General features: G+C 45.1%; 8 protein-coding genes. All 8 read right to left on the bottom strand.

The window, feature by feature from the left end; all coding sequences use genetic code 11:
* Positions 1-98: 98 nt before the first annotated feature.
* The 8 genes from purH to HNQ47_RS02220 all read right to left on the bottom strand — a co-directional run bounded on the left by purH (position 99) and on the right by HNQ47_RS02220 (position 15,935).
* Positions 99-1,631 carry a bifunctional phosphoribosylaminoimidazolecarboxamide formyltransferase/IMP cyclohydrolase gene (purH, locus tag HNQ47_RS02255; RefSeq protein WP_183327134.1) on the bottom strand — a complete coding sequence of 511 codons (1,533 nt, stop codon included), beginning with the start codon at positions 1,629-1,631 and terminating at the stop codon, positions 99-101.
* Complete coding sequence (gene purN / locus HNQ47_RS02250; protein WP_183327132.1) at positions 1,628-2,215, bottom strand: phosphoribosylglycinamide formyltransferase; 588 nt, start codon at positions 2,213-2,215, stop codon at positions 1,628-1,630. The genes purH and purN overlap by 4 nt, the downstream gene beginning before the upstream one ends.
* Entirely contained in the window at positions 2,209-3,240 is a 1,032-nt protein-coding gene (gene purM / locus HNQ47_RS02245) for a phosphoribosylformylglycinamidine cyclo-ligase (RefSeq protein ID WP_183327130.1), read from the bottom strand. Before purM ends, purN begins: the two co-directional genes overlap by 7 nt.
* Position 3,241: 1 nt before the next feature.
* The gene (gene purF / locus HNQ47_RS02240) at positions 3,242-4,621 is read right to left on the bottom strand and encodes an amidophosphoribosyltransferase (protein WP_183327128.1); all 1,380 of its coding nucleotides are present in this window, start codon (positions 4,619-4,621) and stop codon (positions 3,242-3,244) included.
* Between the two features lie 12 nt (positions 4,622-4,633).
* A complete protein-coding gene (locus tag HNQ47_RS02235) occupies positions 4,634-8,326 on the bottom strand; it encodes a phosphoribosylformylglycinamidine synthase (RefSeq protein ID WP_183327126.1) in 3,693 nt (1,230 codons plus the stop codon).
* 8 nt (positions 8,327-8,334) lie between these two features.
* On the bottom strand, positions 8,335-8,823 hold the full coding sequence (purE, locus tag HNQ47_RS02230; protein ID WP_183327125.1) for a 5-(carboxyamino)imidazole ribonucleotide mutase: 489 nt from the start codon (positions 8,821-8,823) through the stop codon (positions 8,335-8,337).
* 220 nt (positions 8,824-9,043) lie between these two features.
* Positions 9,044-12,277, bottom strand: a complete 3,234-nt coding sequence (locus HNQ47_RS02225; protein ID WP_183327123.1) for an MSCRAMM family protein — start codon at positions 12,275-12,277, stop codon at positions 9,044-9,046.
* A gap of 334 nt (positions 12,278-12,611) precedes the next feature.
* Positions 12,612-15,935, bottom strand: a complete 3,324-nt coding sequence (locus HNQ47_RS02220) for an MSCRAMM family protein (RefSeq protein WP_183327121.1) — start codon at positions 15,933-15,935, stop codon at positions 12,612-12,614.
* Positions 15,936-16,179 lie beyond the last annotated feature (244 nt).

Here is a 16,179-nt window from a genome sequence, read left to right as displayed (position 1 = left end):
AGAAAAAAAGAAGACACATCGGTGTGGTGATGTGTCCTCTTTGACAATATTAATTATAAGAATTTTACAAAATTATGCAAGCGTCTGTCTTTTTTGAACTAATGTTTAAAGTGACGGACACCGGTATAAACCATCGCAATGCCGGCTTCGTTGCAGGCATCGATCGACTCCTGGTCACGGATGGAGCCGCCCGGCTGGATCACGGCTGTTACACCGGCTTTGATGGCTGCATCGACCGTATCCCGATACGGGAAGAATGCATCGCTGGCCAGAACGGATCCTTTGGCTTTTTCACCAGCTTCTTTGATCGCGATCTCAGCAGCACCGACACGGTTCATCTGTCCGGCGCCGACACCGACGGTCATATTGTCTTTGACCAGCACGATCGCATTGGATTTGACGTGTTTGACCACTTTCCATGCGAACAGCAGCTGATCGATTTCTTCCTCGGTCGGCTTGCGGTCCGTAACGCATTTCAGATCGTCTTTGGTGATCTTCTTCGTATCCAGTTCCTGCACGAGCAGACCGTCGTTGACATTGGTATATTTGAACTTATTGTTGACTTCCTGCGTGACATCCAGCTTCAGTAAACGGATGTTCTTTTTCTTGGTCAGGATCTTAAATGCTTCCGGTTCAAAGTCCGGCGCAATGACGATTTCCAGGAAGATCTTGGACAGCTTCTCAGCGACTGCGACATTGACGACGTCGTTGAATGCGACGATGCCGCCGAAGATCGAAACGGAATCCGCTTCAAAGCACTTGTCCCATGCTTCTTCGATCGAAGAACCAATGCCGATACCGCATGGATTCATATGTTTCAGGCCGATGGCAGCGTGCTGTCCTTCAAAGTCTTTCAGGATCTCGATGGCCGCATTGCCGTCCTGGATGTTGTTATAGGAAAGCTCCTTACCATGCAGCTGCTGGGCATTGGCCAGTGAGTACTGCGGCTTCATGCCTTTGTAGAATGCGGCTTTCTGGTGCGGATTTTCGCCGTAGCGCAGATCCTGCACCTTGTCGAACGTGATCGTCAGTTTTTCCGGGAATTCGTTGCCTTCCTTCTTGGTCAAATAATCAGCGATCATCGCATCGTACTGGGCCGTTGTACGGAAGACTTTTGCGGCCAACGCTTCCCGCGTTGCCAATGTCGTATCGCCGTTGGTCTGGATCTCATTGAGCACTTTATCATAATCCGCCGGATCCGTTACGACCGTGACCGACTGATAGTTCTTTGATGCGCTGCGCAGCATGCTTGGACCGCCGATATCAATGTTTTCGATGATCTCTTCATGCGAAACGTCTTCTTTCTGCACCGTCTGCTTGAACGGATACAAGTTGACACAAACCAAATCGATACATTCAATGTTCAGTTCTTTCAGCTGTGCCATATGATCCGGATTGGAACGCACGGCCAGCAGACCGCCGTGTACTTTCGGATGCAGCGTCTTTACCCGGCCGTCCAGAATTTCCGGAAAGCCTGTCACTTCACTGATGCCGATCGGCGCCAAACCGGCCTCATCCAACGCTTTCTTCGTGCCGCCGGTCGAAATAATTTCATAACCGGCTGCTTTCAGCCCTTTCACAAAATCCACAATTCCGGTTTTATCCGAAACACTGACTAAAGCTCGTTTCATTGTTCTTTCTCCTTTTCTATTTTGGCAGCGACATCACGAATGACCTGCCAGAAAATTTCATATTCCTTCGCGTGTACGTGTGTTTCCAGTTCGGCTAAATTCCAATCCGGATCGATCGGTACACGTTCCTGGCGAATGATCGGTCCTGTGTCGATGCCTTCATCGACATAATGGACCGTGACCCCGGTCTGCGAAACACCGGCCTGGAACGCATCAAGGATCGCATGCGCGCCCGGGAATTCAGGCAGGTACGCCGGATGCAGGTTGATGATCCGATTCGGATAAGCATCCAGAAGCGTCTTGCCGATAAATCGCATATAACCGCTTAAGACAATCAAATCGACCTCGTGTTCTTTGAGGATCTTTAAAATATATGTTTCGTATTCCGCCTTGTCTGCATATCGTTTCGGATTCACAAAGAAAGAACGGATATGATGCTTTTCAGCCCGTTTGATCACAAAGGCATCGGAATGATCCACGATCAGACAGGCACAATTCACCGGCAGTGAACCGTCTTCGATATGTTTCATGATTTCTTCGAAGTTGGTTCCGGATCCGCTCGCAAATACCGCAATGTTTACCATTGGACATCCACCTCACCTGTATCCGTCACCGCACCGACCACATACGATTCCTGGCCGGCTGCTTTCAGCAGGCTCTGCGTCTTTTCAACATCAGCCGGATCAACGGCCATCACAAAGCCTAATCCCATATTAAAGACATTGTACATTTCTTTGGTTTCGATCTTGCCGTAGGACTGAATAAAATCAAAGATCTTCGGTCTTGGGAATGCCTTCGTATCAATGGTGACACCCATGCCGTCCTTGAGCATCCGCGGCACATTTTCATAGAAACCGCCGCCGGTGATATGGCTCATCGCATGGATATCCACTTTATCAAACAGTGATTTGACCGGTTTGACATAGATCTTCGTCGGCGTCAGCAGCACATCGCCCAGCACTTGATCATCCAGCTCGGCATAGCGCGCATGCGGATCCAGATGGTTGTCTTTGAACAGGACCTTGCGCACTAAACTGAAGCCGTTGGAATGCACTCCGGTGCTCGGCAGGCCGATCAGCACATCACCGACCTTCAAATGACGTGAATCTTTTAATTTTGATTTCTCGACCGCACCGACACAGAAGCCGGCCACATCGTAGTGATTGACATCGTACATGTCCGGCATCTCGGCCGTTTCGCCGCCGATCAAAGCTGCTTCCGACTGCACGCAGCCGTCTGCTACGCCTTTGACGATCTGTTCGATGACTTCCGGATGATTCTCGCCGACTGCGATGTAATCCAGAAAATAAATCGGCTGTGCACCTTGAACCAAAACATCATTGACACACATGGCGACCGCATCGATGCCGATGGTATCGTGTTTGTTCATCTCAAAAGCGATCATCAGCTTCGTGCCGACACCGTCCGTGCCTGAAACCAGGACCGGCTCTTTGAAATGATAAGCGCTTAAATCAAACATCCCGCCGAACGCGCCGATGGAATCCATCGCTCCTTTGACCTTGGTCCGGCCCACATGGGACTGGATACGCCGTACGGATTCGTATCCGGCTTCCAAATTCACGCCGGCTTGCTTGTATTGCTCTGCCATATTACTCCTCTACCTTTCTTTCGTAGTCCGCCAGCTGTGACGGATACACACCGTTGAAACAAGCCAGACAGCTTGTTTCCGGGATACATTTTTTAAAATCTTCCAATGACATAAAACGCAGCGTATCGACGTTGAAATACTGCCGCATTTCTTCTTCTGTATAATTGAAGCCGGCCAAACGTTTTTGTTCCGTCTTCTCGTATCCATAGAAGCATGGATACTTGATGATCGGTGAAGCAATGCGCAGATGCACTTCCTTGGCTCCCGCTTCATGCAGAAGCTGTGAGACCCGCCGTGCCGTCAGTCCATAGACCACGCTGTCATCCACCAGCAGGATCTTCTTGCCGCGCACGACCGAACTGATCGCATTCAAACGTACGCGCATGCCCTGCTCCCGCTGTTCCTGGGTCGGGTGGATAAAGGTCGAACCGATGTAACGGTTTTTGATCAAGCCGATCTCATAAGGCTTGCCCAAATTGCGCGCAAAGCTTGCCGCTGCGGAGGAAGCCGAATCCGGGGTACCGATCACAAAATCTGCATCGACATCTTCCTGCTTGGCCAAGTAATAGCCGCACAGCTTACGGACCTGGTGCACGTTGACGCCGTTGATGATGGAATCCGGCCGCGCAAAGTAAACATATTCCATCGCGCAGGTCGCTTGTTTCTTCGTATCATCGAGCTGGATCGAACGGACGCCGTTTTCATCCAAAACGATCAATTCGCCCGGTTTGACATCGCGGATATATTCGGCCTGCAGGATCGTGAATGAACTTGTTTCGCTGCTGAAGACATAACCGTCCTTCAGCTTGCCCATGCTTATGGAATGTACACCGTAACGATCGCGGTACACGTATAAGTGGTCTTTGGTCGCGATCACAAAGTTGCATGCGCCGGTGCCCATTTTACATGCCTGACGGATCTTATCGACAAACTTACCGTCGGTCCACTGGATCAAATGAGCGATCAGTTCACCGTCGCCGGTTCCCTGAAAGATCAAGCCGTCATCCTCCAGCTCTTCCCGCAGGCTGACCGCATCGGTGATCATGCCGGTGGTCGCGATCGCAAAACTGCCCTGATGAGCACGGACCACGGTCGGCTGTACATTCTCTAACGCTGAATCGCCGTCGGTTGCCATGCGAACCTGTCCGACCGCGATATAGCCTGTCATTTGTTCCAAGATCGGGCCGCTCATGTTTTCGTTGACTAAGCCAAGGCCTTTTTGAATTTTTACATTCTTCCCATCGCTGACGGCAAGTCCGACACCGTCCTGCCCGCGGTGCTGGATGGCATGCAGCGCCAGATAGCCATACTGCGATGCCTGCTCCACCCCGTATATCGCGATGATCCCGGAAGAATCCTGGACTACTTGTGTTTGGTCCATGACATTTCCTTTCTATTTATGCGTAAAATACTTCACGCCGTTTGCGAAAATATTCTGATCTTTATTGCCGGAAATATTCTGGAACAAGCCCGGTTCATACCGTTCGCTATGTCCCATCTTTCCGAAGATCTTGCCGTCTTCGCTGAGAATTCCTTCAATGGCCCAATAGGAACCGTTGATATTGTCTTTGCCGTTCATCGTCGGCACACCGAATTCATTGACATACTGCGTGGCGATCTGCCCGTTTTCTGCCAGTTTCTGCAGCACCGATTCTTCGGCGACAAATTTGCCTTCGCCATGGCTCACAGCGACCGAATACATCGTTCCTGGGCTCATACCGGTCAGCCACGGCGATTTATTCGACGTGATGCGCGTATTCGCGATATGACTGACGTGACGGTTGATGTTGTTGCGGAACAACGTCGGATTGTGTTCGTCGAGCTTTTCGATATCGCCGTACGGCAGCAGGCCGGATTTGATCAAGGCCTGGAAACCGTTGCAGATGCCGAGGATCAGACCGTCGTTGCCCCGCATCGTATCGATGGCTTCGGCAATGGTCTTGTTGCGAAGCACATTGGCAATAAACTTACCGGATCCATCCGGTTCATCGCCGCTGCTGAAACCGCCCACTAACATCAGGATCTGTGCCTGACGGATCTCGGCTGCCAGCGTATCGATGCTCTTTTGAATATCTTCGACCGTGAGGTTATTGAAGACGATCTGGTGCACTTCAGCACCGGCACGTTCAAATTTCTGTGTTGTATCGTATTCGCAGTTCTGACCTGGGAAGATCGGGATCACGACGATTGGTTTCTCGATCAGCAGTTCGGACTGCGGCACTTCCGCATTGTACAGTTCTGTCTTGACGGCTTTGCCTTTGCGGTCGGTCACTGCCGGATAGATCTTATCATAGCGTTTCTGCCATACTTCAATGGCATCATGGAGCTTGATCGGATCATTATCGTTGATCGTAATTTCGGATTCGTTGTTGGTCATGCCCAACATCGTAAAGTGCTCATCCTGGATCGTTTCTGTCGTTTCTACGATCATCGAACCGATATTGAAGCCGAACAGATCTTCATCGGTCTTGATGGCTGCGCCGATCTTATTTCCAAAGGCCATACGGCATAAGGTATAGGCCAGGCCGCCGAACTTGATCGTTCCGGCCGAAATGATCTTGCCGTTCTTCATATATTTATGGACCGCATCGAAGTTGCTCTTCAGCTGTTCATAATTCGGCGCATGATTCTTGCCTGGTTCATGTTTCACAAGATAAATATAGTTGCCGGCTTTCTTGAACGAAGCGGAAACAATATCATCGGTCTTTGCGGTGGTCACCGCAAAAGTGATGACCGTCGGGGGAACGTGAATGTCGTTATAGGTACCGGACATGGAGTCCTTGCCGCCGATGGCCGGCGTCTCAAAAGCCAGCTGGGCTTCGATCAGTCCAAGCAGGGCCTGGAACGGATTGCCCCATTTTTTCTCATCTTTGCCTAAGTGCTCGAAATATTCCTGATTGCTTAAGCGCGCGGTCTTATAATCGGCGCCCAAAGCGGTCAGACGGGCCAGCGCTTCCACCACGCTGTAGGATGCACCTAAATATGGTGAATACTTGCTGAGCTGCGGATCGTATCCATAGGTCATCAGTGAGCAGGTGTTGGTAAAACCGTGGACCGGCAGCTTCTGTACGCTGCCTTCTTCCTGGGTCAGCTGATATTTTCCGCCCCAAGGCATTAAGACCGTGCTTTTGCCGATGGAAGCATCAAACATTTCGCTCAAACCGATCTGTGAAGCCACATTCGGCTGCTGAAGCATTTCGGTCATATTTGTATTTGACGGCGCAAATGGATCGACGTTGTATTCACTTTCGGTCACATCAACGTCCTGGATCTGACGGACACCGTTGGTGTTCAGGAAATCACGGGACATGTCGACAATGGTCTTGCCGCGCCATTTCATCACTAGTCGGTTCGTATCAGTGACATCGGCCACCTTCACGGCGTTCAGGTTCTCATCGTGGGCGAGCTGCAGGAAGTGATCGAAATCTTTGGCTTCGATACAGACAGCCATGCGCTCCTGCGATTCAGAGATCGCCAGCTCCGTGCCGTCTAAACCGAGATATTTCACCGGAACCACGTCTAGATCGATATCCAGGCCGTCGGCCAGTTCACCGACTGCGACCGAGACACCGCCGGCGCCAAAGTCGTTGCAGATCTTGATCAGACGGGTGCATTCCGGATTACGGAATAAACGCTGCAGCTTGCGCTCGATCAAAGCGTTTCCTTTTTGGACCTCACTGGAACACTTTTCCAGAGAGGATTCATTGTGTTCTTTACTGGAGCCGGTCGCACCGCCGATACCGTCACGGCCGGTCGCTCCCCCTAACAAGACGATGATATCGCCTGGTTCCGCGTGTTCACGAATGACATTGGCTTTTGGTGCCGCACCGACCACGCCGCCGACTTCCAAACGTTTTGCGACATAACCTTCGTCGTAGATTTCTTCGACATACGTCGTGGCCAGACCGATCTGGTTGCCGTAACTGGAATAACCATGCGCGGCTTCCTGTGAGATCTTGGACTGCGGCAGTTTGTGTTCCATCGTTTCACTGACCGGCTTGGTGATATCGCCGGCACCGGTGATACGCATGGCTTGATACACATAGCTGCGGCCGGATAACGGGTCACGGATGGCGCCGCCGATACAAGTGGCAGCCCCGCCGAACGGTTCAATTTCAGTCGGATGGTTGTGGGTCTCATTTTTAAACATGAGCAGCCAGTCCTGATCTTCACCGTCGACATCGACCTTGATTTCGATCGAGCAGGCGTTGATCTCGTCGCTCTTTTCCAAATTTTCCAGCTTGCCTTTGGCTTTCAGGTATTTCCCGCCGATGGTCGCCATGTCCATCAGCGTTTGTTCCTTTTCTTCCCGGCCCAGTTCTTTGCGCATGTTCAGATAGGTTTCATATGCTTTCTGAAGCTGTTCATTGAATTGGCCGTCGTGGAATTTGATGTTTTTCAAAATGGTTTCAAATGTGGTATGCCGGCAGTGATCGGACCAATAGGTATCCAGTACACGGATCTCGGTCATGGTCGGATCACGATGTTCGGTATTTTTGAAATAGTCTTGTACGAACTCTATATCTTCCTGGCTCATGGCCAGACCCAGTTCTTCACGATAATCGGACAAGGCTTTTTTGTCCATCTCATTAAAACCGGTCAATACCGGGACATCCTCGACATTGATATCAATATCATCCTCCAGCACAGACAGGTCTTTAACACGGGATTCAACCGGGTTGATCAGATAGTGTTCGATGGCGCCGATCTGTTCATCCGTCACATTCTCAAATAGCAGCAGCGTTCCGGAATGAATACGGACAGACTGTTTATTGTTGAGAAGCATCAAACATTGCATCGCACTGTCGGCGCGCTGATCATACTGGCCCGGCAGATATTCGTAAGCCAAGTATTTCTTGCCGGTCAGATCGATATCATCATAGACTTTATCGGTCACAACTTCGGAGCAGACATTTTCTTTCAGCAGACGGATATCGTTTTCGTCTGCGTTGAAAATATCGTAAATGTTGTAGCGTTTCAGACTGAATTCTTCATCAAGGCCCAGAGATTCTTTCAATTCCTGGCAAAGCAGGATGCCCTCGGTGCGGAATGCTTCTTTCTTTTGTACAAAGATTCGGGTGTTCATAGTTTCTCCTATTCTACGACAGAATCGGCCAGGACTTTATCTGCCTGTGCCTTTTTAAAGTCGATGATTTTCTGCTGAACGGATGCATCCGCCAAGCCGATCATCTGAACTGCCAGGATGGCCGCATTTTTTGGTCCTGCTTTACCGATCGCAACTGTGGCAACCGGGACGCCGGACGGCATCTGTACCGTTGAAAGCAGGGAATCCATACCGCCTAGTGCAGAGGTCTGGATCGGAATGCCGATGACCGGCAGCGGGGTGCTGCTGGCAATGACACCGGCTAAGTGAGCGGCGCCGCCGGCAGCGGCAATGATCACTTTTATACCGCGGTCCTTGGCTTCGCTTGACAGCTTCAGCACGGCCTGCGGCGTACGGTGTGCGCTTAATACGCGTACTTCATATCCAATTTCAAATTCATCCAGCTGTTTCATGCAGCTTTCCATAGCTGGCAGATCACTACGTGATCCCATCACGATCAATACTTGTTTGTTTGACATTTGTGCTCTTCCTTTCCGCAAAAAAACGCACCTAACCTCACAGGCGCGTTCTCATCCATTTTTTATTTGTTTTGTGAATCTTCTTAATATACATAAGCAGACCTCCAAAATCCTTTAATGTATAACTATTTTACCGTAATTTAAGGGGGATGACAATATTTTCTCAATTGCCGGAATAAGAAAAAGGTCTGCCTTTCTTTTCGAAAGACAGACTTATATCTTATGCGATATCGTGGATCTTACGAATTCCGGCTGCTGCCGCTGCCGCAAGCATCATCCACATCAATGAGTTAGTAAACGTACCGGTTTGTACACCATGCGCTGTCGCTGTTTCCACCGTCTTCGTATCTTGCTTGGTTTCTTGTTTCTTTTCTTCTTTTTTCTCTTCCGGCTTTTCCGGGATCTTCTCATCCGTGATGGCCGCCGATGCGATGGTCATGACAGTCTTTCCAGCCGGTTCTATACCAACATAGACCGAACCGTCCTCGGCATAATAGAGATACAACTCACCGGCATTCTCATTGGCTTTCAGTAATTCTGCATATGGATCATCCGAATCACAAATCGCATCGAAATCATTAACAATCGTACTAAATTCTTGATGAAATTTTTCCACGTCTTCATCAGAATATTGCTCGATCATCTGCATCAATTGATCCATATCAACAACTTCTACATAATCATTGTTTGCCCTGAATACTTCATGAACATACACTTGTGAAATCAAGTAGACCAACTGCGGATCGATGCTTTGAGAATCTGTATACGGATATACACGTGACAGCCAGTAGCGCACACTTTCATAATACAGTTTCGGATCTTTCTGATCATTGAACATATTCTCGTTTGCTTTTACTTTGATGAGCGGATTTATATTCTGATCCGTGCGATCATAATTTTCTGAAGGTTTGAACACAAAAAGTACATTGCCATTTTCATCGTAAATGACCGTATCTTTTCTCTGGACCGCAGTTAATAAATTGATTTCCGTACTGTTGACTGTGAATGTCACATCTGAATTCACGTTGTATCCCTGCGGCGCACTGACTTCATGCAGCGTATATGTTCCGAACGGCAGTTCAATGGTCTGCTCCTGACCGTTGGTGACAAACGTTCTGACAACATTGCAGGTCTGATCGATGATCTGCATCGTTGCGCCTGCTAAATACTGATGGGTATCCGATGCATATTTATGGATCTTCACATAACCGGTATTTCGACGATTCGTAATTTTTTTAATTAAAAGATCTTCTTGCATTGGCGCACTGACCATGATACGTTTTCTGCTTGAATCAAAATAGTAATAAAAATAATACGAATTGAGCTCTGTGTTGATATATTCGTCGTTCAGCTTACCAGTCCCCAGATCATTCATAATGATATTTGCATAGTTATCGATATATTGAAATATCGCATCACGCATTTGACTATCTCTGATTTCTTGATCATAAATTTTAAAGTTAAACATCGTCGGGTTCTCATCAAGTCCTGAACCGAAGTAACGATAGCTGATCCTAGAGAGGATTGATTGTTTGATGTAGTACTCTTGAAAACCATTTAATCCTTCAAACTTATAGTTATATGTCAGTATGTAAATGATGGCTTTATAAAAGTCTGCTGAATTATAAATAATATGTTGCGGGGCGTTTCTATAATCATTGTCATAAAACATCTGAACAGAATCCGCATTCGCAATCGTACGATCGAATGTAATAGATTTGGAGCGCGGATCATATGCGAACTGAAGCGCATACAATTCCCGTCCGGTATTTGGATCACGGTAGATTGCTTGATACCAATCTAAATTAGTTCTGTCACTGTAAGCGTTTTTTACTTTAACTTTCTTGGATGTTCCATACAACTTTGTGATCTTGTCTTCCACAACTTCAAACATCTGATCCGGACCTGTCTGATATCCGTTCGGGGCACTGACTTCGTGAAGTGTATAGGTTCCAATCGGCAAAACAATTTTCATTTCTTCATTACCGGTCACAAATTCTTTGACAATTTTACCATCTGCATCAATGATCTGAAACTTTGCGCCCGACAGATATTTTCCATTTGTATCCGAACCGTATTTTCGGATCCGAACCACCCCATGATCGTCCTTTACCCGATCAGTCAAGCAGAATGTCGGAACTTGTTCCAATGCAACCCAGTGATAGAATCGGATATATCCTGGATCCCATTTCTCAAATTCATAATCTTCCTCCGTAAAAACATTGCTTAACGAGATGATCTGGAAAGATCGATCGGATGTGGTGGAATTTGCGAGTTCCTCAACGATCGCAAAGATTTCCTCTTTGGTCATATTTGGAAAAATACCATATTGTCTTTCTTGATCGACATCTATGATCGACTGGATTTCATTCAAGATCATTTCGTCGCTGATCGTTCCCAACTTATGGTAGATCGCAAACTGTGTGATCAAAAAATATGCAAAATCCGAATCTTGGGATGTTTTTAAATACTTTGCGGCAATAGCCGAATTATGACCGCCGTATCCGTTTACTAGAATCGGATACAATAATGCTTCATCAGTTGCAGCGTTATAAATATGACCGCCAGTATATGTGTTTCCGTTTTCATCAATCCAGTCTGTTAAATAAATTTTAAACCTTCCACTATCCACATGTTCTCTATGTTCTAAGTATTCACGCATCACATAATGGATACCTTCACGATCATCATAATGATTCATACCTTTGAGCTCAGAAAAATTCAATTCAAAATCTAAAGGTTCTGCTTTTTCATATCCATCCGGCGCTTCCAGTTCCGAAAGGCGAAAATGACGGATTACTCTGAAATCCGTACTAAAATCAAAGTTATTATCATCTAGGTCTGGGCGTTTGAAATAAATCGTGATCGGATCCTCGTTGACGACAAATGTACCGTTTGGAACCAAGACCATTTTGCCCTGAACATTCATCCAGAATTCCGCTGGCTGTCCGTTATTATCAAGATCCGTAATCTGCAAAGTTGCGCCTTTTAACGCATTTCCTTTGTCATCCGTTTTCCGGATGTGCACTTCTAAATAACCGGATAGATTTTCCTTGTGAAAGTAATAATGCCAACTGCCACGAGTGCTTGGCCCTACTTTCGCCGGTGTTTTGGTTTCTTTCGTTGCTTGTTTGGTTAATTTGGATTCACTGGCTGTTCCTGTCTGTGCGTTTTCTTTTGATTGCTCAGTCGTCTCAGGATCCGTTGCCGCATCCGTCTGCGTTTCTTCCGTTGTCTCAGATTCCGCAGTCGTATCCGTTTGTGTCTCGTCTGCAGTTGCACGAACATCAGAAGTTTGATCTGCCACCGATTCCTCCGATACGGTCTCTGTCTGTGTTTGTTCAGAAGACGGATCCGCCTGGACTTCTTCTGCTAAGACCGGTCCATGAACCAACAATAAAAATGCCATAAAAACAAAACAGGCAAAAAAACCGAGTTTCCTGCCTTTTGCCATAAAGCAAGCCTCCCTTCAGACACCCTCTCTAAAGTGTTTTATTTGTATTAAATTAAATATTCTTTATTTATCATATCACTATTCATATTTTTAATAAACATTTTCTTCATAACTTTGAAAATTTCGTTGCCTAATAATCAAATAAATTAATTGCTTTGTTTTTTATTATGGACTTTATTGATATTATTATCTTGTTTTTCAGAATATTGATTTGCACACAAAAAGTGCGGAATTTCCGCACAATAATAATTCTTCTATATTCAATACGGTCCACATTCCTTTTCATCATTAAACAAAAAAGATCTGTCTTCCTATTGGAAGGCAGATTATAAATTTATGCGATATCGTGGATCTTATGGATTCCGGCTGCTGCCGCTGCCGCAAGCATCATCCACATCAATGAGTTAGTAAACGTACCGGTTTGTACACCATGCGCTGTCGCTGTTTCCACCGTCTTCGTTTCTTTCTTTGTTTCTTTTTTCTTCTCCTCTTTTTTCTCTTCCGGCTTTTCCGGGATCTTCTCATCCGTGATGGCCGCCGATGCGAGGGTCATGACAGTCTTTCCAGCCGGTTCTATACCAACATAGACCGAACCGTCCTCGGCATAGTAGAGATACAACTCACCGGCATTCTCATTGGCTTTCAGGAATCCTGCATATAGATCATCTGAATTATAAATCGCGTAAAACGCGTAAAAATTATTAAGTTTTGTGGAAAAATCCTGACTGATCTTTTTTGCATCCTCTTCAGAATATTGATTTACTGTTTCTCGAATATCATCCAGCATTGCAAAATATAAATAGATCCAGTCATCCTCGCTATAATTATCAACAGTAAATACATTCATCATTAAATAATACAGTTGTGCAACACGATAAATGCCTTGAGAATGAATATCTTGTGAATCTTCATATGTATAAAAATGAGACAGTAAGTAACGTTCAATTTCATAGTATAATTTCGGATCTTTTTGATCGCTGAACGTATTCTCATCTGCTTTTACTTTGATGACCGACTGATTGTTCTTATCTTTTAAAGGATCAAACACTAAGTGCATATAACCACTTTCATCAAAAATAAGATTTTCATCCGTTCCAAAAGGTTTATGCCAAAAGACTACATTGCCATTTTCATCGTAAATGACCTGATCTTTTTTCTGAATTTCAGTTAAAAGATTGATTCCCGTGTTATTGACTGTAAACGTCACATCCGAATTCACGTTGTATCCCTGCGGGGCACTGACTTCATGCAATGTATATGTTCCAAACGGCAGTTCAATGGTCTGCTCCTGTCCGTTCGTAACAAATGTTTTGACAACGTTGCCGGCCTGATCGATGATCTGCATCGTTGCGCCTGCTAAATACTGATGGGTGTCCGATGCATATTTGTGGATCTTTACATAACCCGTACTGCGAAGATCGACAATCTTTTCAATCAACGGATCAATATCTTTTATTGGCTCACTGACCATTATTATACTTTCTTTATCCCCTCCATAATTGTAAATATCACGATATACGTAATAATAATACGGATCGGTCACACCAGTATTTAAGACACCGGCATTCAGATCATCAATAATGGCACTGGTGTAATTTCTTATATAAAGATTAATATCATTATATTTTTCGTTATTCGTAATTTCATTTTCTATTACATCTTTAGCGAACATGAAATGCCAGCTATTAGTATAGATTCCATTTCCAAAATACTGCTTACTAATATTATTAAGGATAGATTGTTTAATATAGTATTTCTGAAAAACATTCAACCCTTTAAATTTGTAATTATATGTCAAAATGTAAATAATTGCTTTATAAAAGTCTGCTGAATTATAAGTTATGCGCTGCGGCGTATGCGACTGTCCATCTTCATAGTATGAATACCCAAGGTCGTAGATCAACTTAAAACTATCTGCCTGCGCAACTGATCGATTCATATCAAAATATGAAAAATCATGATAGTTACTGTTAAATTGAATTACATATAAATTATTCCCCAAGTCTGAATCACGATACATACTTTGCCATAAATCAGCATTTTTGTCTCGATAATGATTGGTGAGACGAACTTTATCAGATTCTTCGTAGTATAAATCTGTGATTTTGTTCTCGACAATTTCAAATGTTTGATCCGATGCTGTCTGGTATCCCTTCGGGGCACTGACTTCATGCAGCGTATATGTTCCGATCGGAAGGATGAACTTCGTTTCTTCTTTTCCGGTCACAAATTCTTTGACAACTTTACCGTCTGCATCAATGATCTGAAACTTTGCCCCCGGCAGGTATTTCCCATTCGTATCCGTACCGTATTTTCGAATCGTAACAGCACCATGATCTTTTTTAATGTGATCGGTCAGGCAGAAAGTTGGAATCGGCTCCAGCCCGACCCAATTGAACAAATTCTTTTTATCCTTTTCTTTTTCATTATATTGCGTATAAGAAACAATTTGGTAAGACTGATCAGATGTGTTGGAATCTGCAAGTTCTTTGATAATCGCAAAGACTTCTTCTTTGGTCAAATTTGAGAAAATATCTTGATCGTAATCTTTGATATTTTGAATTTCCTCCAATATCATTTCATCGCTGATCGTTCCCAGTTTATGGTAGATTGCCAGCTGCGTGATCAAGAAAGATGCAAAATCCGGATCCTTGGATGCACTTAAATATTTATTGGCAATGGTTGAATCACGGCCTTTGTAGCCATTCATTAAAATTGGATACAGTAATGCCTCATCAGCTGCAGCATCATAAATATGACCGCCCGTATATTTGACAAAATGATTATCAATCAAGTAAACCCAGTCCGTTCGGTAGAGACGATAAGAGCCTGTTTTCAATTTTTCTCTTACTTCTTCATAGAAAAATTCAGCATAACTTGTATTCTCATCTCTAAGAGGCATACCAGTTCGATAAAATATATTAAATTCAGCAAAATTCAAATCAAAATCCAAAGGTTCTGCCTCTTCATATCCATCCGGTGCTTTCAATTCTAAAAGTCGGAAATGTCGAATTTTCGTTAAATCAACATCATCATCGTCCAGATCCGGCCGTTTAAAATAAATCGTGACTGGATCTTCATTAACGACAAATGTGCCGTTTGGAACCAGGACCATTTTCCCCTGAACGTTCATCCAGAATTCTGCTGGCTGTCCGTTATTATCAAGATCCGTAATCTGCAAGGTTGCGCCTTTTAATGCATTGCCTTTGTCATCTGTTTTCCTAATGTGCACTTCTAAATAGCCGGAAAGATTTTCCTTATGAATAAAATTAGGAAACCCTGGCGCACGTAAAACAGGTTTTTCTTGTGCCTGTATTTTCGATTCGTTCGTTGTTTGTTTGATTGGTTTGGATTCATCGGTTTTATCCGTTTGTGTGTTTTCTTTTGATTGCTCAGTCGTCTCAGGATCCGTTGCCGTATCCGTCTGCGTTTCTTCCGTAGTCTCAGATTCCGCAGTCGTATCCGTTTGTGTCTCGTCTGCAGCGGCTTGAACATCAGAAGTTTGATCCGTCACTGTTTCCTCCGATACGGTCTCTGTCTGTGTTTCTGCAGAAGGATCCGCCTGGACCTCTTCTGCTAAGACCGATCCATGAACCAACAATAAAAATGCCATAAAAACAAAACAGGCAAAAAAACCGAGTTTCCTGCCTTTTGCCATAAAGCAAGCCTCCCTTCAGGCACCCTCTCTAAAGTGCTTTATTTGTATTAAATTAAATATCTTTTATTTATCATATCACTATTCATATTTTTAATAAATATTTTCTTCATAACTTTGAAAATTTCGTTGCCTAATAATTAAATAAATTAGATGAATCCCTTTTTTCATCGCTTTTTCCTCCTTCCGCCTTAAACTTCAGTCGAGTTTAAAGTAAGTGCGCAAACATTATACCAATCCTTTTGGT

Origin of the sequence: Catenisphaera adipataccumulans, from assembly GCF_014202755.1 — a bacterium.
Classification (GTDB): domain Bacteria; phylum Bacillota_I; class Bacilli_A; order Erysipelotrichales; family Erysipelotrichaceae; genus Catenisphaera; species Catenisphaera adipataccumulans.
Note: the sequence above shows the minus strand (reverse complement) of the source record. Positions and strands in the feature narration are given on the sequence as shown.